Source organism: bacterium (genome assembly GCA_041649255.1).
Lineage (GTDB): Bacteria > Hydrothermota > UBA3073 > JACQXS01 > JAQTXJ01 > JAQTXJ01.
Window position 1 is genome coordinate 67,582 of sequence record JBAZNK010000001.1, and the last position, 20,049, is coordinate 87,630.

25 protein-coding genes and 1 tRNA gene are annotated in these 20,049 nt (G+C 36.4%); 14 read left to right on the forward strand and 12 right to left on the reverse strand.

From position 1 onward, the window contains the following. Positions 1 to 102: 102 nt before the first annotated feature. On the forward strand, positions 103 to 981 hold the full coding sequence (locus WC614_00290) for a hypothetical protein (GenBank protein ID MFA5031433.1): 879 nt from the start codon (positions 103 to 105) through the stop codon (positions 979 to 981). A gap of 121 nt (positions 982 to 1,102) precedes the next feature. Next, positions 1,103 to 1,465: a hypothetical protein gene (locus tag WC614_00295; GenBank protein MFA5031434.1), complete on the forward strand. Its 363-nt coding sequence runs from the start codon at positions 1,103 to 1,105 to the stop codon at positions 1,463 to 1,465. A 55-nt stretch (positions 1,466 to 1,520) separates the two neighbouring features. Here the strand turns inward: WC614_00295 and WC614_00300 are convergent, their stop codons facing one another. The 9 genes from WC614_00300 to WC614_00340 all read right to left on the reverse strand — a co-directional run bounded on the left by WC614_00300 (position 1,521) and on the right by WC614_00340 (position 7,216). Beyond that, complete coding sequence (locus WC614_00300; protein ID MFA5031435.1) at positions 1,521 to 2,168, reverse strand: hypothetical protein; 648 nt, start codon at positions 2,166 to 2,168, stop codon at positions 1,521 to 1,523. A 7-nt stretch (positions 2,169 to 2,175) separates the two neighbouring features. Then, complete coding sequence (locus tag WC614_00305; protein MFA5031436.1) at positions 2,176 to 2,427, reverse strand: hypothetical protein; 252 nt, start codon at positions 2,425 to 2,427, stop codon at positions 2,176 to 2,178. Between the two features lie 3 nt (positions 2,428 to 2,430). Next, positions 2,431 to 3,186, reverse strand: coding sequence for a TIGR04255 family protein (locus WC614_00310; protein MFA5031437.1), 756 nt, complete (start codon positions 3,184 to 3,186; stop codon positions 2,431 to 2,433). A gap of 110 nt (positions 3,187 to 3,296) precedes the next feature. Beyond that, the gene (locus WC614_00315) at positions 3,297 to 4,472 is read right to left on the reverse strand and encodes a hypothetical protein (protein ID MFA5031438.1); all 1,176 of its coding nucleotides are present in this window, start codon (positions 4,470 to 4,472) and stop codon (positions 3,297 to 3,299) included. Between the two features lie 258 nt (positions 4,473 to 4,730). Beyond that, complete coding sequence (locus tag WC614_00320; protein ID MFA5031439.1) at positions 4,731 to 5,426, reverse strand: HNH endonuclease; 696 nt, start codon at positions 5,424 to 5,426, stop codon at positions 4,731 to 4,733. A 21-nt stretch (positions 5,427 to 5,447) separates the two neighbouring features. Further along, on the reverse strand, positions 5,448 to 5,669 hold the full coding sequence (locus WC614_00325; GenBank protein ID MFA5031440.1) for a hypothetical protein: 222 nt from the start codon (positions 5,667 to 5,669) through the stop codon (positions 5,448 to 5,450). Between the two features lie 14 nt (positions 5,670 to 5,683). After that, positions 5,684 to 5,947 carry a hypothetical protein gene (locus WC614_00330; GenBank protein ID MFA5031441.1) on the reverse strand — a complete coding sequence of 88 codons (264 nt, stop codon included), beginning with the start codon at positions 5,945 to 5,947 and terminating at the stop codon, positions 5,684 to 5,686. Further along, positions 5,944 to 6,243, reverse strand: coding sequence for a hypothetical protein (locus WC614_00335; protein ID MFA5031442.1), 300 nt, complete (start codon positions 6,241 to 6,243; stop codon positions 5,944 to 5,946). The genes WC614_00330 and WC614_00335 overlap by 4 nt, the downstream gene beginning before the upstream one ends. A gap of 28 nt (positions 6,244 to 6,271) precedes the next feature. Then, positions 6,272 to 7,216 (reverse strand): HNH endonuclease, encoded by a 945-nt coding sequence (locus WC614_00340; GenBank protein ID MFA5031443.1) that lies wholly within the window; start codon positions 7,214 to 7,216, stop codon positions 6,272 to 6,274. Between the two features lie 182 nt (positions 7,217 to 7,398). Here WC614_00340 and WC614_00345 point away from each other — a divergent pair, with 182 nt between their 5' ends. The 9 genes from WC614_00345 (at position 7,399) to kbl (ending at position 13,505) form a co-directional block, all read left to right on the forward strand. Further along, the gene (locus WC614_00345) at positions 7,399 to 7,794 is read left to right on the forward strand and encodes a hypothetical protein (GenBank protein MFA5031444.1); all 396 of its coding nucleotides are present in this window, start codon (positions 7,399 to 7,401) and stop codon (positions 7,792 to 7,794) included. 154 nt (positions 7,795 to 7,948) lie between these two features. Beyond that, positions 7,949 to 8,632: a holo-ACP synthase gene (gene acpS, locus WC614_00350; protein ID MFA5031445.1), complete on the forward strand. Its 684-nt coding sequence runs from the start codon at positions 7,949 to 7,951 to the stop codon at positions 8,630 to 8,632. A gap of 544 nt (positions 8,633 to 9,176) precedes the next feature. Beyond that, on the forward strand, positions 9,177 to 10,877 hold the full coding sequence (acsA, locus tag WC614_00355; GenBank protein MFA5031446.1) for an acetate--CoA ligase: 1,701 nt from the start codon (positions 9,177 to 9,179) through the stop codon (positions 10,875 to 10,877). Then, entirely contained in the window at positions 10,870 to 11,031 is a 162-nt protein-coding gene (locus WC614_00360; protein MFA5031447.1) for a hypothetical protein, read from the forward strand. The genes acsA and WC614_00360 overlap by 8 nt, the downstream gene beginning before the upstream one ends. After that, positions 11,028 to 11,228 carry a hypothetical protein gene (locus WC614_00365; GenBank protein ID MFA5031448.1) on the forward strand — a complete coding sequence of 67 codons (201 nt, stop codon included), beginning with the start codon at positions 11,028 to 11,030 and terminating at the stop codon, positions 11,226 to 11,228. The genes WC614_00360 and WC614_00365 overlap by 4 nt, the downstream gene beginning before the upstream one ends. Positions 11,229 to 11,327: 99 nt before the next feature. After that, positions 11,328 to 11,567: a DUF4160 domain-containing protein gene (locus tag WC614_00370; GenBank protein MFA5031449.1), complete on the forward strand. Its 240-nt coding sequence runs from the start codon at positions 11,328 to 11,330 to the stop codon at positions 11,565 to 11,567. Then, entirely contained in the window at positions 11,545 to 11,784 is a 240-nt protein-coding gene (locus WC614_00375) for a DUF2442 domain-containing protein (protein MFA5031450.1), read from the forward strand. Before WC614_00370 ends, WC614_00375 begins: the two co-directional genes overlap by 23 nt. A gap of 216 nt (positions 11,785 to 12,000) precedes the next feature. Continuing rightward, a complete protein-coding gene (locus WC614_00380; GenBank protein ID MFA5031451.1) occupies positions 12,001 to 12,258 on the forward strand; it encodes an acyl carrier protein in 258 nt (85 codons plus the stop codon). Beyond that, positions 12,258 to 13,505, forward strand: a complete 1,248-nt coding sequence (gene kbl / locus WC614_00385; GenBank protein ID MFA5031452.1) for a glycine C-acetyltransferase — start codon at positions 12,258 to 12,260, stop codon at positions 13,503 to 13,505. The genes WC614_00380 and kbl overlap by 1 nt, the downstream gene beginning before the upstream one ends. A 72-nt stretch (positions 13,506 to 13,577) precedes the next feature. Here the strand turns inward: kbl and rplL are convergent, their stop codons facing one another. Then, positions 13,578 to 13,970, reverse strand: a complete 393-nt coding sequence (rplL, locus tag WC614_00390) for a 50S ribosomal protein L7/L12 (GenBank protein ID MFA5031453.1) — start codon at positions 13,968 to 13,970, stop codon at positions 13,578 to 13,580. A gap of 1 nt (position 13,971) precedes the next feature. Further along, complete coding sequence (rplJ, locus tag WC614_00395; protein ID MFA5031454.1) at positions 13,972 to 14,478, reverse strand: 50S ribosomal protein L10; 507 nt, start codon at positions 14,476 to 14,478, stop codon at positions 13,972 to 13,974. 165 nt (positions 14,479 to 14,643) lie between these two features. Between rplJ and WC614_00400 the strand changes: the two genes are divergently transcribed. The 3 genes from WC614_00400 to WC614_00410 all read left to right on the forward strand — a co-directional run bounded on the left by WC614_00400 (position 14,644) and on the right by WC614_00410 (position 17,010). Then, positions 14,644 to 15,735 (forward strand): branched-chain amino acid ABC transporter substrate-binding protein, encoded by a 1,092-nt coding sequence (locus tag WC614_00400; protein ID MFA5031455.1) that lies wholly within the window; start codon positions 14,644 to 14,646, stop codon positions 15,733 to 15,735. Continuing rightward, the gene (locus WC614_00405; protein MFA5031456.1) at positions 15,736 to 16,869 is read left to right on the forward strand and encodes a M20/M25/M40 family metallo-hydrolase; all 1,134 of its coding nucleotides are present in this window, start codon (positions 15,736 to 15,738) and stop codon (positions 16,867 to 16,869) included. Positions 16,870 to 16,925: 56 nt separating this feature from the next. Further along, positions 16,926 to 17,010, forward strand: a tRNA-Leu gene (locus WC614_00410). Positions 17,011 to 17,219: 209 nt separating this feature from the next. Here WC614_00410 and WC614_00415 read toward each other — a convergent pair. After that, complete coding sequence (locus WC614_00415) at positions 17,220 to 19,916, reverse strand: kelch repeat-containing protein (GenBank protein ID MFA5031457.1); 2,697 nt, start codon at positions 19,914 to 19,916, stop codon at positions 17,220 to 17,222. Positions 19,917 to 20,049 lie beyond the last annotated feature (133 nt).

Sequence of the window (20,049 nt, forward strand, 5' to 3'; positions counted from 1 at the left end):
CCAAACGAAGTGAATGGGAAGAACCTCTCTGTTTACTTTTTTTCTTGCCAAAAGGGAAAAGCAATTTAGTATCATTAATTAATAAAATAATTAGGAGGTAAAATGAGCGAAAAAAGTTTACATACCTATGCTGGTGATATATATTTTGAATTGAAAAGAGATATAAGAACAAGTAAGTCTGTAATATGTCCAAGATTAATTGTACCTCTTACGGTAAAGCATGATTCTAGTCATCAAGAATATGTTATAAAAGAATTGAGGATAACCAATATTGAATTTTATGCTTTTAAACAATTTGCTGGAAATATACAACTCAATGAATCATCTCTAGATTTTAGTAATATGAAAGAACGAGAAACAGAACTTTATTTACCTACTAACAATTATGTATTATCTAAATTTGAAGATTTAAGAAATACTGAAAGCACTCAGGACTTTATATTTAGCTTAATTTTGCACATTGAAACAAGAGTAAAATTTAAAGGCAAAGAAGGAGAGTTCTCTAAAAACTATGATCGTGTAACTATTGAACATAAAATCCCGCAAAGTGAGTGGATTAAATTTTTAAGAGAATTAAATTATAAACAAGTGTTTTTAATGGAAGTTCCAAAATTAAAAAATGATGATTTTGCAAAAGCTTTAGAGTATCTTGAAGTTGCTCATACTAATCTTTCAAAAGGAGATTATTCCTATAAGTATATTGCAGTTGAATGTCAGCAGGCTTTTGAACAGGCAAAAAAATCATTAAAAGAGAAAGGCTTTGTGGATAAAGAAAAAGACAACATAGATTTTAAAAAATTGCTATGCAGTGATGCAGTAGCAGAATATGTAGACACGATGTTTAGAAAATTAAACGCTTTTTTTCAAAAGACAGGAAGACATTCTGATTATATTGCCAAAAAAGAGTATGCGGAGTTCTCAATTCTTTTAACCCACGCTTTGTTAAATATTTTTATAAAAGCCACGGAGGAAAGTAATTAACAATAAGTTTTTAAGAGGCAATGGAGAAAAACAATTACTTTGTAAGATATACCAACCTGGGATCATAAGCGAAATAGTTTAATGTTTGAGTTAGACCAGATAAAATTTAGAAAGGGTATACATGAAAGATTATACTAGAAGGGGAATAGCGTATATTGCAGGATGTTTAATTTCCAATAGTAATGCATCAACAGTATATGACTATTCTGTTTCTAAATATTTTAACTTTAGTGGAGATATTGTGACTACTAGCGTTTCCGTTTATGATTATGAACAAAAATGCTATATTAGGGGCTCTGGAGCTTCGGGTTCTTATTCATTATATCATTACAAGAATGGGAAATATATTAACCTTGATATCAATGGAAATGCCTTCCAAGGCTATGATTATGATTCAGGTAAACATTTTTCCGGAACTGTCAATGGGAATTCAGTTGTGCTTTATGACTATGAGTATTCAAAATATTTTAACTATAGTATATAAAATACCTAATATTAACAAAATTCTATTTTATTATTAAATTTCAGAAAGGTAGGGATTAATCCACTATGTCTTCTTCTGGAATCCTATAATAATAAGATAGTTTATCCTTCAATTGGGTTCGTGTTTCAGCAGATAGCTGTAAACATTTTGATTCTATTATTGAATTTATTGTTGTATCCGCTGATGGTTGTCCTAACATTTGTATTTTGTTACATTTTATTCTATAAACATTATTAAAATCAATCATATAATTCCTTAATGTTTCTCCCGCTAAAGTATACTCCTCAAAAATTTCATTTTTTTCGTAGATAAAATTTGCCAAGCATGCATATTTTTTCCCTATTTTTGAACGTTTCTCTCTTTCAATTTGAGAAAGTCTATTCCAATCATCAGATGGAAGTGACTGCTGTGGTTCCATTATGCAGTTTATCCTTGTTAAGTCTCCTTTGAAATAAGGATTTATTAAGAATTTGCTCATTATCCTGACCAAAGGAGTTAAGGAAATTGTGGTATTTCCCTTTTTGCTTATTGAACAACAAGGAGTAAGTACAACAGAATAGGATGGTATTTCAACATCAATTTTATAATCGTAATTTTTATGTAAAATAGAAATTGGATCTTTAATACTTGGGTTAACTAAAACATATCCCCTTAAAACATCTCCAAATCTTAATATTGGCTCTTTTTCGTCACAATAAAACATATATTATTTACTCTTCGGAATAAAATTTATCAACATCATGGTACCCTTTTGTTGCTGTTTTTTGTTCGTATGACAAAAAACTTTTGTTAATTTTAACCTCTGTTATTTCAATGAATTCATTCGTCAAAGTCAATTTCACCCCAATTTGATATTTATCAAAAGGATAAAAAACTATTTTATAATCTTCAGATTTATCATGTTCACCAGTCCCTTGTTCTTTTAAGCCGTTATTTTCATAATTTTCTATATTTATATTCATTTTTTATCCCTCCACTCTCCGCATATATGTATAAACAGGTTCTTTAATTGTTTTTTCGTATTCATCGCTTATTATCGTATGCAATTCATCGGTAACTCCCAAGTAATTCTCAGGAATAATGTCTTTCGCAAAACCATCAAAATCAAGAATTAGCTTATATTCTGTTCCAGTATTTTTTAAGATTTCCTTGTAACGTAAATAGTAAGTTCCCTTTTTGATCACAGTTTTAAAGTCCAACTCGCTTACATCTGCTAAATTAAATCTCTCTATAGGGAAGATTGAATTATAATAGGATGTAAATGTAGAGTTATCTTTAGAAATAATTGGACATTCATCAATATATCGTAACCCGATATGACTAAATATAGGGATAGAAACCACTTCTAAAAACCTACTCATTACAAACTCTATAGTATCTCTAAATTTATCTCCTTCTAAGGCATAGGTTTTATGATGTTCTGAAACTATACTTAATGAATCATTTAATATCTCTAATTTAAATCCTTTATCCGAATCAAATTGCCATAATTTTCTTCCGAGCCCTTTATCTAAATCCTTAATATCTTCTATTTTAACTTTTGGGCCCATATCTGCAATTACAATTTGTCTTCTATATACAAGAGCAGATTTTGGAAATTGTTTCATTATTTTTTCTTGTAGGCTTCCTATTTTGTTCTCCATATAGAATAAATTAGGGAAACGTATTCCAAATATTACTTGTTTTACAGTTGGTTTAGGAAATACTTCATTGATAGCCATTTATCCCCCTATTGTTGAGTTAGTATAAATATTAACGAATATTTATATAGTCATTTTAGAAATTAGCAAGAAAAATATTTTATAGTTTTTCCTTTTGTAAGCGAAAAAAATTAAAGTTTAATACTTCCTTCAAGTTTATCTTTATTAAACCATATAGTATATATTTCAAGGGACTCTAAAAGGTCTATAATATCCTGATGTGGTTTTTTAGGCAACAATACTGCAAGATCTATTTTATCAATTTCTGTTGGAAAATGTGTTTTTCTATAATCAAAAAGTTGCCCAATTGCTACGCGTATTTGCATTCTTCCGTTTCCATCTGATGAGGAAGTCTTAGCTTCTACCAAAAGACTCTTGTTGTTTTTATACTTAGGAATAAAAATATCAAAATAACTTTCTTTTGTTAGATACTTCCATTCTAAATATTTTTTGAATTTATTTACTAATTTATTGTGTTCTTTTGTAATTATTCTTCTTTCCTTGGATATAGAAGAATGGCTATTTTGTTCGGATTTATGCCCCACATCTCTAAACTTTTCAGTTTTTGTTCTGGTTACTTTAGATTTAAAATTAAAATGCTGAACTGATGGCAAAATTGCTACTTGTGCATATACATCAAGCTCAAAAGCGTCCCTAACATTAATATCCCCTTTTGAAATTAATTCTGATAATGCAATTGCACCATCAATATCTTGTTCTTTATTTATTGTTTTTAATAATTTTTTTGTTCTCTGATTCATTATAGGAAATTTCCGATTGGGATCAAGACACGCCATAGCCGGAGTTATTGCATTTAAAATTGAAGAATCCCCACCATTAGGCGTTGCTATATAGAGGGGCTCTTTCCCAAATACCTTAAATATACGCTTAATCTTATCTTCAGTATTATTGGTTTTTGAGGACACAATTGTGAATACTTTACTCATTTTCTCAGTATTATTACAAATATACTTAGTTGTGTTTGGTCTAAAAGCTGTATAATAATTTGTAATCCCCAATTCTAATAAGTTATTTGCATCATTTTCGCTTATATTTTCCCATTTTTTGTGGATTGCTTTTGATAGAAACTTAGTATTAGAATCTTTTTCCCCTAAATATCTTGCTAGAATTTCATTGCCTTTTTTATGGTTAAGCCATCCACATTGAACTATAAAAGTGAGAATCTCGGGTTCAGCTTTTTCTTTTTCAGTTAGCGTATTCCAAAACATTTTAAGATATTTTGCTGTTTCTATCTCTCTTTCTACATCTTTTTTATGTTTTTCTCTATTAAATTTTGGCAGTAGCATATTTTCTCCTTATTTATTTCATGCTAGTTTACTACATATTTAATGAGGAAATGGGAAAAGTCAAGAGTTTTTAGGAAAATAGTAACTAGTAGTAATAAGTAGTAATAAATGTAACTTATAGTCCTACGCTTCGCTTCTGGATACGAATCCCTAATTGCTAAAGCTTCAAGGGCTTCGTATAATTTATTGTAAAAGAAAGACAAAAGAATTTTGAGATTACTTATGGAATTTAAGTGAGGAGAAAGTATAATTAATATATTACACAAAAACCATTATTTTACTGCTCTTTTTTAGATTACATTTGGCACAAAGTAATCTGATGTTTTCTTCAGTTAAACTTGTCCCGCCTTTTGCATATGGTAATTCATGGTCATAATGTAAATTCTCTGTTGAACCACATAAAACACATTTCCCTCTATCTCGTTCCCAAACTTTAACTTTTACCGCAGTTGGGATTAATCGATTAAAGGGCAAATCTTCAACGCGATTAAATATTTTAGGCAAAACCGGATTTAGATAAAATTTAAACACATTCCTTTTACCATCAGAAACCTGTTTAACATCAACGAGTTGAAAGAATCCTTTTATTGACCAAACACCAATATCAATCTTTTCATAAACCTTTACAAGTTCAGGTTCTTTCTTTAAACCACTTTTGAAATCCATTGCCGCTTTATAGAATTTTCCATTTTCAGTCCACGTTCCGTTTGGAGTTTCAAGAGGTTGGTCAATTATTTTTGGATTAACTCCATCAATAGCTCTCGCATCGTGCCCTTCATAAATTAAGTTCCCATCATCATCAAAATCATCATTGTAAACAGCATCTTTTCTTTGAGACATTAATAAAATAGAGTATTTTCTTTTCCCGTTAGAAAAAACCATTCCCCTTTGCAAGGACATTTTTTCTATTCCTACCATTTCGTGGTATGAAATTATTTTATCGCTATCTTGCATATGAATTTATTAAATAGAATATCAATCCGTTGAATATTTAGCAATTTTTTCTTTTATGCCATCCCAATCAGGGACTCCATGATTAAAGAAACTTTTGAAATTATCTTTTAACCATTCGTAATAATCGTCTTCTGTGTATTTACAAAAAGTCTCAACGAGCGCCTTCTTTGAAATATCTTTCGGTATTTCAATCCCCTCTAATTCTTCTTTTAAGAATTCTTTAACTACTTTTCTGTCAAGCATTGTACTCCTTACTATTAAGAATTCTGAATTGGTTCACTCTTTTTTCCCAGATAATAATAAAATTCCATTACTTTATTATACATTTCTGTCTCAAAATGTTCTTTCCGCTTCTCTTTTTTTGATTTAGCGCCCAAAATATTACCTAAATGCACCTGTGCAAAAAGTAAGAATTCTCTTCTTTTGACTATTTCAGGTGGGTATGGGGAAATCTCAGGTTTATTAAACCTAATTTCATTAGTGATTTTCTTATATTCTTGTTTAATTTGCTTTTTTGTCATTTTTGGCTTTTATTAATATTTTTTTTATTCAATAACAGTACATATTCCCAGTCAATATGGCTTTCACATTCTTCACACATTGGTTTATCTGCATTGGCAACAAGTTCTTCCTCTCTACTATACATCTTCTTTTTTTTGTCCCATTTCCAATAAACCATACCCAATAGTCTTTGTGAAATATTGTTCATCGGTTGATCACATTCCGGACAAATGAATTTCCCATCAGTGTTTTTGGGGAATTCCGTTGTAATCTTCCGAAAGGATTTTTCCATTCGTCGTTTGGTTTGTTTTTTCATAATCTTATGTTATTTTATTAGAAATTAGTTAAAGTGTAATCTTTTCTTTTTTAATTTTTTCTTCCCTTTTAACAGCCCATTGCTCTACTTTCTGCAACAATACAGGATCTTTTAGATGCCCTTCATTTTCAAGATGTTCATTAAGTCCATTATTATAAACAAATGCGAGTTTATTTCTGTCAAATTTGGGCTTTGCTTCGTGAATTATCCTGTGATGATTCGGACAAACAACTATTAAATTATTACTATGGTCAATTCCTCCCCGGGAAAGCCAGATTATGTGATGAGTTTCGGAATAAGGGACATCATATTTTTTTTCAAAACCATACCCGCAAACCTGACACTTAAAACTATACAGTTCTTTAAGCAACCAAGGCAATTCTGCATTACGCTTAATTTCCTTGTGCGCAGGAACGGTAGTCCAGTTAATTTGATCCGGATTGCTTTCAACTATTCTATCATTATTTTTAATTGCTGCTAAAATATTATATTCTCTGTGGCTAAAAGCAGGATCATTAAGAACTTTATGTATTTTAGATCCAAGATTTTCTTCTGCTGATGGGAAACCTATAATATAAAACATAACCTTATTTACATCTTCAGGTTTTATTATCATAGGGTTTGTTTCTCCGCTATAGTTATTTGCAAGATTCAATTTTTCTAAAGAGAAGGGAAAAGTAGACTTTATAGCGTTACAGTGTAGAATCCAAGGCCAGGTTTTTCCAGCATTAGGCCAATGAAATCTACTAATTGCCCCATCATAATCTTGTTCATAACGGTCAAAATACAGAGCAAATTCTATTCTTGAATCTCTTTTATCCCACTTGTCAGCATCAGAAGCTAATAGCTGAAGGAGAAGAATATCTCCTTTTTGAATTTCCGGATTCTTTGGCCTTCTATAAATAGCATATGTCCAACTTTTGATACATTCGGCCATTTGACTTTCCCCAACATTTAAACGCCATATATTCATAATCTTCCGCTATCCTATTTCTACATTCTAAAAAGTCAATAGATTTTCAGGGGAATAGTAATAACTGTCCAGCGGAGCTGGATAGAAATCCCTAAGGAGTAAAACTCCTAAGGGCTTGTCTATAAGAACTGTAATAACTGTAATTGATAAAACAAATAGTATATCAGGAGACCAGGTTATCAGTGGGCAGGATACCAGAAGATCAGTATATCAGGAACGGAAGCAACAACATCGTTGTTGCACTCCAAAAACAAAAAGACAAAGGCAACAGAGAGATTCTTCGCTACGCTCAGTCACCGCCTGAGCGGGATGACACTGTGGTGTCAAATGACAGAGGCGGGAAGCACATCAGGAGACCAGGGTATCAGTGGGCAGAATACCAGAAGAGCAGGTATCAGGAACGGAAGCAACAACATCGTTGTTGCACTCCAAAAACAGATGGGCGAACAGCCGTTCGCCCCTACGAGGGAGAAAAGTTGGGGCAGTTGCCCCAACCTACCCAACTCAGAGAAAAGCAAATGGCAAAAAGGGAAATAGTAAGAACTGTAATAACTGTAACTTGTGGTAACTGGTTGTAACAGATAGAGATTCTTCACTTCGTTCAGAATGACAGATAAAACAGTAGCCGATGAGGGCGGAAAGAATATTCGGGAAAAAAATTACTAAGAATTGGGTTGTAATTTAAGAAAACTTGACAAAAGTATAACTTTTTATATAACCAAACTATAAAAAATGATTATCGGAACGGGTATTGATATCGTTGAAATAAAAAGATTCCAGAAACTAAATAACAAAAACGATTTTGTCCGGCAGTTCCTTACGGAAAAAGAAATTACAACTGTTTCCGGTAAATACCTGAAAGATGAGTTTTATGCTATGTTTTTTGCGACAAAAGAAGCAATATTGAAAGCACTCGGATGCGGGCTGGAATACGGTTCGTACTGGCATAACATAGAAATAAATAAACAGGGGAAAGCTGTGTTGTCGGGATTTGTTAAAAAGTTTGCAAAAGAAAAATCGGCGGCGGATATTCACGTTTCTTATGCGCATTCAAAGGAATACGCTATGGCGGTGGCGGTGGCAGAGGGGAAAGTAGACCAGAAGATCAGAATATCAGTAGGAAGGTCATCAGGAAACCAGAGTATCAGGAACAGAAAAGAGAAAACGGAAATATTCACCGTTGCTGTGGTGGATGGGAAAGTAGATCCGTGCCTACGGCAGGCAGGCAGGAGAGCAGAATATCAGTTGGAAGGGTATCAGATAGGCAAAATTAAAAATCAAATATTAAATATCAAAAATACAGATAAAAACAAAAACATTGCCACGAAAACACGAAAGCACAAAGAAGACACGAAAACAGAGAACGGAAAATCAAACCACAGAGTTCACAGAGAACAGAAAATTATAGAGTTTTAAAAACAGACAACAACTAAAAAAATGAGGACACAGAGGAAAAACCGAGAGAACACAGAGAAAGAAAGTTTTGGGGTTAAAAAATAACAGATAACAGAAGAGAAAAGAAAGAGTTTTTGGACGCAGATAAACGCAGATAACAAAAGGATTAAAAAACAGAGAAATATAGAGATAAAATAGAAAAAGATATAAAAAGGATAAACAGATTGGGATTTTCGCAGAGAAGAAAAAAGAAAGAAAGTTTTGGGGTGACAGATTAACAAAAAACAGAAAATAGAAATGGAATTAGACACGAAAACACGAAAGCACAAAGAAGACACGAAAACAGATAACGGAAAATCAAACCACAGAGAACACAGAGAAACAGAAAAGCAGTAGAGTTAAAAGAAAAACAGATAAAAAACAGAGGAATAAAACATAGAGAACACAGAGAAAAATAGAGTACACAGAGAACAGACATAATAGAGTTTTGCAAAAAAGAGCCCAGCTAAGCTGGATAATTTAGACTAAGTCCTTGACAGGACAAAGTCTAACTAAGGGGGGAAGAATGAGTAATATCGGCTCATATGAGGAAAAATATAAAAGCTTTAATTGGAAAGATTCGGAAAAGGAACTGGAATACGGTAAAGACGGGATGTACAATATCGGGTACTACTGCAGTGACAGAATTTGCGAAAAAGGATTCGCTGACAAAACTGCCCTGATATGGGAAGGATTTACAGGGGAAGTTAAAAAATATACCTACAACGATATAAGAATTTATAGTAACTGCTTTGCTAAGTTTTTACAGGATACCGGATTAAAACCCGGTGACAGAATATGCGTATTTATGGACAAAATTCCTGAACTTTATATTTCTTTCCTGGGGATTCTAAAAATGGGCGGAATCGTCCAGCCACTATTCTCGGCATTTGGAGAAGAAGCACTATTCACAAGGTTAGACAATGCCAAAACAAAAGCAATATTCACAACAAGAAAACATCTGGGAAAAGTTCGCAGAATTCGTAAAACGCTTCCTGAAATGACAAAAATTATCGTCGTTGATGCAGGAGAAAAGCCATTAGAAAATGATGAACTTTCTTTTGAGATGGAAAAGATGCCAAAAGTTGATAAATTTGATATCTTTAAAGCCAGCCCGGAAACTCCGTCAGTCCTACATTACACTTCGGGAACTACCGGCACGCCCAAAGGAGCACTGCACGTTCATTCCTCGATAATCTCGCAATATATAACTGCAAAATGGGTACTCGATATCAGACCTGACGATATTTACTGGTGCACGGCTGATCCCGGTTGGGTAACCGGAACTTCTTATGGAATAATTGGCGCATGGGCAAACGGCGTTACCCAGACAGTCCTTGATGCCGGGTTTAACGTTTCAAACTGGTATGATTTTATCGATAAATATAAAGTTACCGTCTGGTATTCGGCGCCGACTGCAATCCGTATGTTAATGAAAGAAGGCGACGAACCCGTAAAAAGACACGACCTTTCATCTTTGAGACATTTAATAAGCGTAGGCGAGCCGCTTAACGCTGAAGCGGTTGTATGGTCGGAAAAGGTATTTGGAAAGCCATTTCTTGATTCTTACTGGCAGACAGAAACAGGTTCAATAATGATAAGTAATTTCCCGGGTATGAAAGTAAAACCGGGTTCAATGGGGAAAGCAGTACCGGGCATAACGGCGATAGTTGTCGACCCGAAAACTTATGAACCGATAACGAAACCCGGATTAGTAGGGCTCGTTGCCCTTAAACCGGGCTGGCCATCTATGTTCAGGACTTACTGGGAAAATAAAGCAACTTATGACGGCAAGTTTAAGAACGGATGGTACATATGCGGAGACCGTTCAAGCATTGATGCCGAGGGGTATTTCTGGTTTGTCGGCAGAGATGACGACGTAATCAATACTGCGGGACACCTTGTGGGGCCCTTTGAAATCGAGTCTGCTCTTCTGGAACACGAAGCGGTAGCAGAATCCGCGGCGGTAGGAAAACCCGACCCGATAAATATGGAAGTAGTCAAAGCTTTCATAGCGTTAAAACCGGGATTCGAGAAAAGCAGTGATTTAGAGATGAGCATAATGAATTTTATTCGTAAAAAATTATCTCCATTAGCGATGCCACAGGAAATTGAGTTTGTTGCTTCGCTTCCGAAAACAAGAAGCGGTAAGATTATGAGAAGGTTGTTAAGAGCGCAAGAATGGGGCGAAGAAATAGGAGATATTTCGACATTAGAAAATGATTGAAGAAGATAGCACACCTACCAAACAGACCGGTAGGCAGGCGGGAATAACGAAGGGAGAGGCGAGATCCTTCACTTCGTTCAGGATGACAGATGGGAAAGATGGATGCGGGAATGACGAATGGGAGAGACGAGATCCTTCACTTCGTTCAGGATGACAGATGGAAAAGGTGGATGCGGGAATGACGAAGGGGGGGAGAGATCCTTCACTTCGTTCAGGATGACAGATGGGAAAGATGGATGCGGGAATGACGAAGGGGGAGAGAGATCCTTCACTTCGTTCAGGATGACAGATGGAAAAGGTGGATGCGGGAATGACGAAGGGGGGCGAGATCCTTCACTTCGTTCAGGATGACAGATGGGAAAGATGGATGCGGGAATGACGAATGGGGAGAGAGATCCTTCACTTCGTTCAGGATGACAGAAGTGTTGTGGGAGGAATAGAATAGAATTTATGCCAACGATATTAAAAGTTAAAGGATACAGATTTTTCTTTTTTAGTAATGAAAATAACGAACCGCCACATATTCATGTTGAATCAGCGGATAACTATGCCAAATTTTGGCTAAATCCAATATCTTTAGCAAAGTCTATAGGTTATAATGCAAAAGAGTTAAGGATTATCCGAGAAATTGTTGAAAAACATGCTAATTTATTTAAGGAGAAATGGAATGAATACTTCAGTAATTATTAAGTCAAAACAAGTATTTGCTGTAGATGTTTTTTTCAGTAAAGAAAAAATGCATGTTCAACTTTCTGATGGCAGGGAAATTATTATTCCTATTGAATGGTTTCCTAAGCTGAGAAATGCCACTGAGAAACAAAAAAATAACTGGCGTCTTATCGGAAAGGGCATAGGCATACACTGGAAAGATATAGATGAAGACTTGTCCGTGGAAAATCTATTGTAATATCAAAATACTTGTTTAGATATAATTAGATATTAATAAATTTGGGAATGTAAAGTAAAAGCCCGGCAAAGCCGGATAAGAATTCCTAATTCCTGCCTTGGGCGGGGATGACGAAGGAGAGGAGAGATCCTTCACTTCGTTCAGGATGACAAAAGTGTTAATAGAATTTGTGCCTACAAGATATAAAAAGGAAAAGGTATTAATAAAGGGGGAAAAATGGCAGACGATATGAAAAAACTAATTACAGATTATGTAAAGAGAGAATATCTCGACGAAGATTCAGACCAGGAAATAGATGAGAACACGCCTTTAATATCAAGCGGAATTGTGGATTCTTTTTCTATGGTATCACTTAAAACGTTTCTCGAGAAAAAATTCGAGATTAAAATCCCGGACGATAAAGCAACTCCCCAGGCGTTTGACACTGTTAACAATATTATAAAATTAGTCGGGGAATTTAAGAAGGGGGTCTAATGGCTTACAGTAATAAAGCAAAAGAGTTTTACGGCACAGAACTCACGGGTATAAAGAACAACGGACTACTCAAAGAAGAGAGATTCATAAAATCACCACAGCGCGCTAACATAAAAGTAGAATATCCCGTAGGTTCAGCTACAAAAGAAGTGTTAAATTTTTGCGCCAATAATTATCTTGGATTGTCCAGTCATCCTGAAGTTATAGCAGCGGCGCATAAAGGGCTTGACGAAAGAGGTTTTGGATTATCTTCGGTCAGGTTTATCTGCGGAACGCAGGACATTCATGATGAACTCGAGAAAAAACTTTCCGAGTTCCTCAAAATGGAAGATACGATATTATTTCCTTCCTGTATGGAAGCAAATGCGGCGCTTTTTGACGTGACATTGGATAAAGAAGATGCGATGATATCGGACAGGCTTGTGCACGCTTCAATTGTGGACGGGATGAGATTATGCAAAGCGCAGTTATTCAATTACAAACATTCCAATATGGAACATCTTGAGGAAAAATTACAGGAAACCCAGAGTTGTCGTTTCAGAATGATTATAACCGACGGAGTTTTCTCAATGGACGGCGACATAGCCAAGCTTGATAAGATATGTGATTTGGCCGATAAATATGATGCAATAGTTATGGTAGACGATTCTCATTCTACCGGATTTATGGGAAAGAACGGCCGCGGGACGCATGAACACTGTGGCGTTATGGACAGGGTAGACGTAATTACGACGACTCTTGGAAAAGCAATGGGTGGAGCGACGGGTGGTTGCGTAAGCGGACCGAAAGAAATTGTCGGAATGTGCAGACAGCGGGCAAGACCTTATTTATTTTCCAATACGGTTCCGCCGGCAATAGTTGCGGCTTCAATAAAAATCATAGATATGATTTCCAAGAACAACGAAAGAAGGGACAAACTTGAGGCAAACGCGCTATATTTCAGGGAAGAAATAAAAAAGAGAGGGTTGGACATAAAAGAAGGGACACATCCGATTGTTCCCGTAATGTTATACAATGCGAAACTTGCCCAGAACATGGCAAAAGACTTATACGCAGAAGGCATATATGTTATTGGGTTCTTCTTCCCGGTAGTTGCGCAGGGGCAGGCAAGAATCAGAGTTCAGATTTCAGCAGACCACGAGAGAGAGCATCTGGATAAGGCAATTAATGCATTTGCCAAGATTGGAGAGAAGTATAAAATACTCGGCAAAAAGAAAGACGAGATTATAGCAATGTACGGACTATAAGAATAGGAAAGAAAAAGGGGCAAAAAGTTTTGAAAACTTTTTGCCCTTTTTTTATAAATATCTTTTAAAAGCTTATTTTATTTCGCAGGTTGCGCCACAATCCTCAAGTTTCTTAACAATAGAATCGGCTTCTTCTTTAGAAACTTTTTCTTTAAGAGCTTTAGGAACTGCATCAACGAGGTCTTTCGCTTCTTTTAATCCGAGGTTCGTAAGTTCTCTGACTGTTTTAATGACCCGAATTTTATTATCGCCAAAAGTCTTTAAGATAACGTCAAATTCAGATTGTGCTTCTGCAGGTGCTGCCCCGCCTTCTTGTGGAGCTGCTGCTGAAGCTGCGGCCATCATTGGAACGCTTGCGGTAACACCAAATTTATCTTCAAGTGATTTTACAAGGTCAGATAACTCGAGTACCGACATATTAGCAATAAGGTCAATTACCTTATCTTTTGTAGTTGATTCTGCCATTTTATTCTCCTTTTTTCTTATTAGATACTGCGTTTATAGTGTAAACAACATCTCTTATAGGTGCATTTAAGACATTTATACAATTAGATATCGGTGATTTTAAAGTTCCGCATAGTTTAGCAAGCAATACTTCTCTGGAAGGGATACGGGCGATTTCTTTTATTTTATCTATTCCATAAAAATTCCCTTCAATATATGCGCCCTTAAGTTTTAATCCCTGGGATTCTATGAGTAATTTGGCTCCCGTGGTAGCATCTTTACCATAACATACGCCAACCATACCTTTTAGCCATTCCTGGGGAGTTTCTACGCCAATATCTTTGAAAACATATTCCAAAATAGTGTTCTTTATTACTTTATAATCAAGGTTCTTATCGTGCAGCTTTCGTCTTAACTTTGTTATGTTAAGGGCATTCAAACCATTGTAATCCGTAAGCCATATAGCTGAAGAGGCACCAAACTTTTCTCCAAGCTCTTTTATAACGGCTACTTTTTCTTCTCGTTTCATATAAGAGAAATGAGCCTAATTTATAATTTAAATAATGTCAAGAAATAATATAGTTAATTATTAATAATTAAAAAATTGGGGGCATATTACACATAAAAAATAAAAAATCTTGACTTAGGATGAAATTATTATTAAAATAACGACACTTTTTGAAAGGGGACACCAATGAAGAAATTTTGTATATTGCTTGTATTATTTGTAGTTTTTGCAGGCTGTAAAAAAGAAGATGTTATAAAAATAGGTATTGCAGGGCCATTAACAGGCGACCAGGCGAAAATAGGTTATGACCTGTTAAACGGCGTAACTTTAGCGGTAGATGAATGGAATGAAAAAGGTGGAGTTTTAGGGAAAAAAATTGTAGTAATAAGAGGCGATGACAGGAGAGACCCAAGAGAAGCCGTTTCCGTGGCAAACAAAATGGTAAATGAAGGCGTGATAGGAGTGATCGGGCATTTTAATTCATCCTGTTCTATACCTGCATCAAGAATATATAATGAGGCGGGCATCATTCAGATAACCCCGGCATCAACGAATCCCAAATTAACCGAGCAGGGTTTTCATAACATATTCAGGATATGCGGTAGAGATGACCAGCAGGGAAGCATAGGCGCCAAATTCGTTATAGATAGCCTGAGGAAGACCAGAATAGCCGTGTTGCATGATAAGACTACTTACGGACAGGGATTGGCAGATGAATTCAAGAAAAATGTGGGCTCCATGGCTAAAATAGTAGCCTATGAGGGATTAGTACAGGGAGAAAACGATTATACTGCAATAGTAACGAAGATAAAACAATTATCTCCTGAGGTAGTATATTTTGGTGGGATTTATCCGGAAGCAGGATTGCTTATAAAGCAAATGCGTGAAATGGGATTGGAAGCAATATTCATAGCCGGAGATGGCGTCATTGACCCTGAATTTATAAAGATAGGCGGGAAAGCAACGGAAGGCAGTTACATGACTTTCAGCCCTTCAGCAAAGGAATCCCCTTGCGCAAAACAATTCATCGATAAATATACTGCAAGATACGGTGATGTAGGTCCATATTCTACTTACTCTTATGATGCCGTAAACATATTATTGAAAGCAATTAAAGAAGCGGGCAGTGTTGACGAGAAAAAAATAGCCGATATTATACACGGGACAAAATACAGTGAAGCGATAGGAGATGTTGAATTTGATGAAAAAGGGGACAGGAACGTATCGCCTTATATATTATGGGTCGTAAAAGAAGGCGTTTTTATTCCTCTACAATAAATGATTAATAAAAAAAGATTGGTTGATGAGTTTATTGAACTCGTAAAAATAGGCAGTCCATCAAAATCCGAAGGGAAGATTTGTAAAGTCGTAGCCCGGAAATTAACGCAACTTGGCGCGAAAACAGAACTTGGCCCTGTCGGTAAGAAATTTGGAAGTAACGGTTCAAATGTTATCGCGAGAATAGAAGGAAAAAAAGGGGTGGCTCCTATTTTGCTTAATGCGCACCTTGATACGGTTGGCGAAGATTTCAATATAACACCGATAATAAGTAATGGAATTATAAAAAGCGACGGGACTACGATTCTTGGCGCAGACGACAAGTCCGGCGTTGCAATCATACTTGAAATTATAAAAATTTTCAAAGAGCAAAAGATTTCTCATCCGCCGATTGAAATAGTTTTTACCGTATGCGAAGAAATAGGCTTATTCGGAGCGAAAACTTTGGATTTCTCAAAAATAAAAGCGAAATATGGATATTCGCTTGATACGGGAGAAATAGAACACATAACAACGGCGGCTCCTTCACATAACAGGATTTATTTAAAGATATTTGGAGTCGAATCACATGCAGGCGCCGCGCCGGAACTGGGAATATCTGCAATAGAGGTTGCATCAAAGGCAATTGCAAGCCTAAAACTCGGAAGAATAGATAAAATAAGCACTTCAAACATAGGAAAAATATCCGGAGGAGTGGCAACAAACATTATCCCGGGGTATACGGAGATAGCAGGGGAAGCAAGAAGTCACTCGGAAGAGAAGTTAAAAAAGATAACTCAGGATATGCTTAAAAAATTCAGGGAAGCAGTAGAAGAAAGCGAAAAGACAATAAAAGGGAAGAAAATAATAGCAAGATTAGAAGAAAAAGTCGTAAATGAATACTCAAAATTTGCACTTTCGGAAAACTTACCGGTAGTACAAAAGATAATTAAAGCAGGTAAAAAAATTGGTAAAAATATTACTACACTTCAAGGTGGCGGTGGTTCGGATGCAAACGTATTCAATAAAGCAGGGATACAAACTGCAGTCGTAGGAACAGGAATGAAAAAAGTGCACACCAAAGAAGAATACATAGAAATAGACAGTCTTGTTTTCAGTGCAAATCTTTTGTTGGAAGCATTACGCTTGAATTAAGTTCTACTATTTTACTTGACATTTCTCCAGAAAAAGTATAGTTTTTTGAAATTATTGCTGGGGTGGCGGAATTGGCAGACGCACTAGCTTAAGGGGCTAGCGCCTCGCGGCGTAGGGGTTCAAATCCCCTCCCCAGCACCAAAATTCAAATTTCTCCTTGAATATATTCCCGCTTTAATTTTTTAGAAAAACAAATAAAAAAAGCCCTTCTGGTTCTAACAGAAATGCTTCGGTTGTTTTTATTTTTTTACTTCATCGAAATTAACTTCTTTGTCTCTTTGCCCAGCTATGCAGGATAACAAACTCTAATCCGCCAAAGGCGGAAAGAGATTTGTAATAATCTCCCTCTTTTATTTCATTAGAATTAACTTCTTGGTCTCCTTATATTTACCAGCGGAGAACTTCGCAAAGTATATACCTGCTGGCAACCCTTTTGCATTGAATTCAATATTATAACTACCTGCAGGTTTTTCTTCGTTGACAAGGGTTTTTACTGTTCTGCCTGTAATATCACAGATAATCAGTAAGGCATCGTTTTCCTTTTGGAATTGGTAGTTAATAGTTGTTGATTGCACAAATGGGTTTCGGGAAATTTGTAATTTAGGGTTTTGATTTTCGACTTTTGAATTTTGAGTTTCTTCAGTCCCTGCGATGCAGTTCCAATCCCATTTACAAGGAATTCCGTTCACTATTGACCACAACCTGTAATATCCCGATACTGTTGGTAATCCTACGACGTTTGTATGCGCGCTGTCCCATGATACGCTGTGCGGCATAAGCATTATTTCCCCTCCGCCGTTCCCCTGCCAGTTTCCTCCTCCTGCGCGCACGAGTGATATAATAGGGTGGTCATTAGATGCTACGTGGCAGTAGTTTCCACCGTCTGCTTCGGATACTCCGCGTAATAGCGTTCCTGTCATATTCATAGTAGGCGATATCGAGGTAATTGAGTTGTAGTTTGTAATTGTTGATTGCCATATATCCCTATATCCAAGACCTATATCATATTGTTCAATAGAATTTAGAACTGAACTGCCGGTATATCCTCCTATGGTATAAACATAAGGTTTCAGGTAAGGCACAAGCATTGATGAGTGATAAGCCCTTCCTGTTCCCATAGTAGCAGAGACTTTCCAACCGTGTTTTCCGGTTGCCCTGTCCAATTCTGCTGCCGGATCCCATAATTCGGATGATGTAAAATAATTTGTTCCGTCCGTTCCACCCGTAACTAACACAATACCTGAATAAAGCAAAATCGTATTATGTCCATATCTTGCCGTATTCAAATCTGTTTCTGCCGTCCACGTGTTTGCTACCGGGTCATATATTTCACAGCTGTTTAATGCGGAACCGCCTGCGCCCCTTCCTCCAACTACCAATACTTTGCCTGACTGCAGAAGCGTTGTCGTATGCAAACTTCTTCCTGTTGTCATTGATGCCGCAGGTACTGTTGTCCAATTAGTCCCGTTCCAGATTTCGCAGGTGTTCGTTACTACCCCTGCGGATGTCTCTCCACCGATTACCATTATATTTCCATTAAGCAATAACACGGCGCTGTGTCTTGCTCTTGCCGTTGCCATTGTTCCTGCTGATGACCATGTGCCACCACTATATACTTCACAGGTATTTAAATAACCCGCTCCTTCTCCTCCTGTTACCAGAACTCTTCCGTCTCCCAATAACGTTGCGCTGTGGTCAAATCTTGCATTTGCCATTGCGCCTGTTGAATTCCATACTTGTGTTGTCAAATCAAATATCTCGGATGAATTGAGGGCGCCTCCTGCATTCTTCCCTCCTGCGGCAAGGACTTCATAGGTTGTTGATGCAAGTAAAACTGCTATATGATGAGTTCTTGCCGTCCCAAGAGAACCGGTAAACGCCGTTCTTTTCTCGCTATAATTATATAATTCGCAAGAATTTAGTGCGGTGCCGCTTGCATTTTCACCGCCTGTTATAAGTATATTTGTTGAGCAGTTAGCGGTATGTTTTATAGGTAATATTGTAGTTGTCGCATATTGACGAGCCGTGCCAAGCACCTCTGTTTTTGTTTGCCAAACTCCATTAGATGGGTCATATATTTCGCACTGAGGCGGGAATCCTGATGCTTGAGTTCCCATTGCCAATATTTTTCCCGTATATAATATTGATAAAGAGAAATGGTCTCTTGCTATGTTCATTGCATCTACTGTAGTCCATTGTTCCACATCAGGGTCAAAAATTCGGCAAATTTTTGAGTCTGAGCCCCCTGCTAACAATGCTTTTCCGTTGGGCAATAATGCCATTGCTTCTATGGTTGCTGTTGGTTGTTCCATAGTATCCGTTGAACTCCATTTCTCTGTCGTCAGGTCATATAGTTCGCTTGGAAGGTCATCTCCGCTCATCAATACTTTATTCCAAGGGGGTGGAAACAGCATACCCACATGTGCCGTTCTTTTAGTTTTCATAGAATCCGTGAGACTCCATACTCCCAATACCGGGTCATAGAGTTCACATCTTTTAGGCATTGTAACCCATCCACCTGCTATAAGGACCTTTCCGTTTGGCAGCAGAACTTCTACTCCAGTAGTATGCACTGAACTGGTTGAGCCGGTAACACTCAACGTATTGGAGGTATAGTTATAGAGTTGGCAGTTCTGTCCATTATAAATTATCAGCACCCGCCCATCTTTTAACAGTGTATAACAATTCCAACTACTCCAGCTTGCGAGACTTACACCTGCGCTGCGCCAATTATTGCTATCCGGCTGAAAAAACCAGAAATCATTCCCATCTAAATATAGCAATTTCCCATTATAAAGCAAAATAGCCATATCATGGCTGGAGCTACTTGGTAGAGTTGTTCTTATCCATTTCCCTGTTGCAGGGCTGAAGGTTTGATAATAATCACTTTCGTTTAAGCCTCCCATCATCATTACTCTTCCGTCAGGCAATCCGACACATTCAAATCCTGAGTTTCCAACAATCAGGTCATTTGTATAGCTCCATCTGCTTCCATAAACTACAGATACTGATAATGCAAAAACAATTAATGTAAGTTTATATCTCATCTTCCCCCCTTTTTGTTTTATCTTCTTTAAATACACAGATTTACAGCTATATTATACGTTTTTTTCTGTGCAAATCCTGTGCAAATCCGTGTAAACACCTATGTGAAAAAGCGAAAGAGGTAAGAATTTTTGA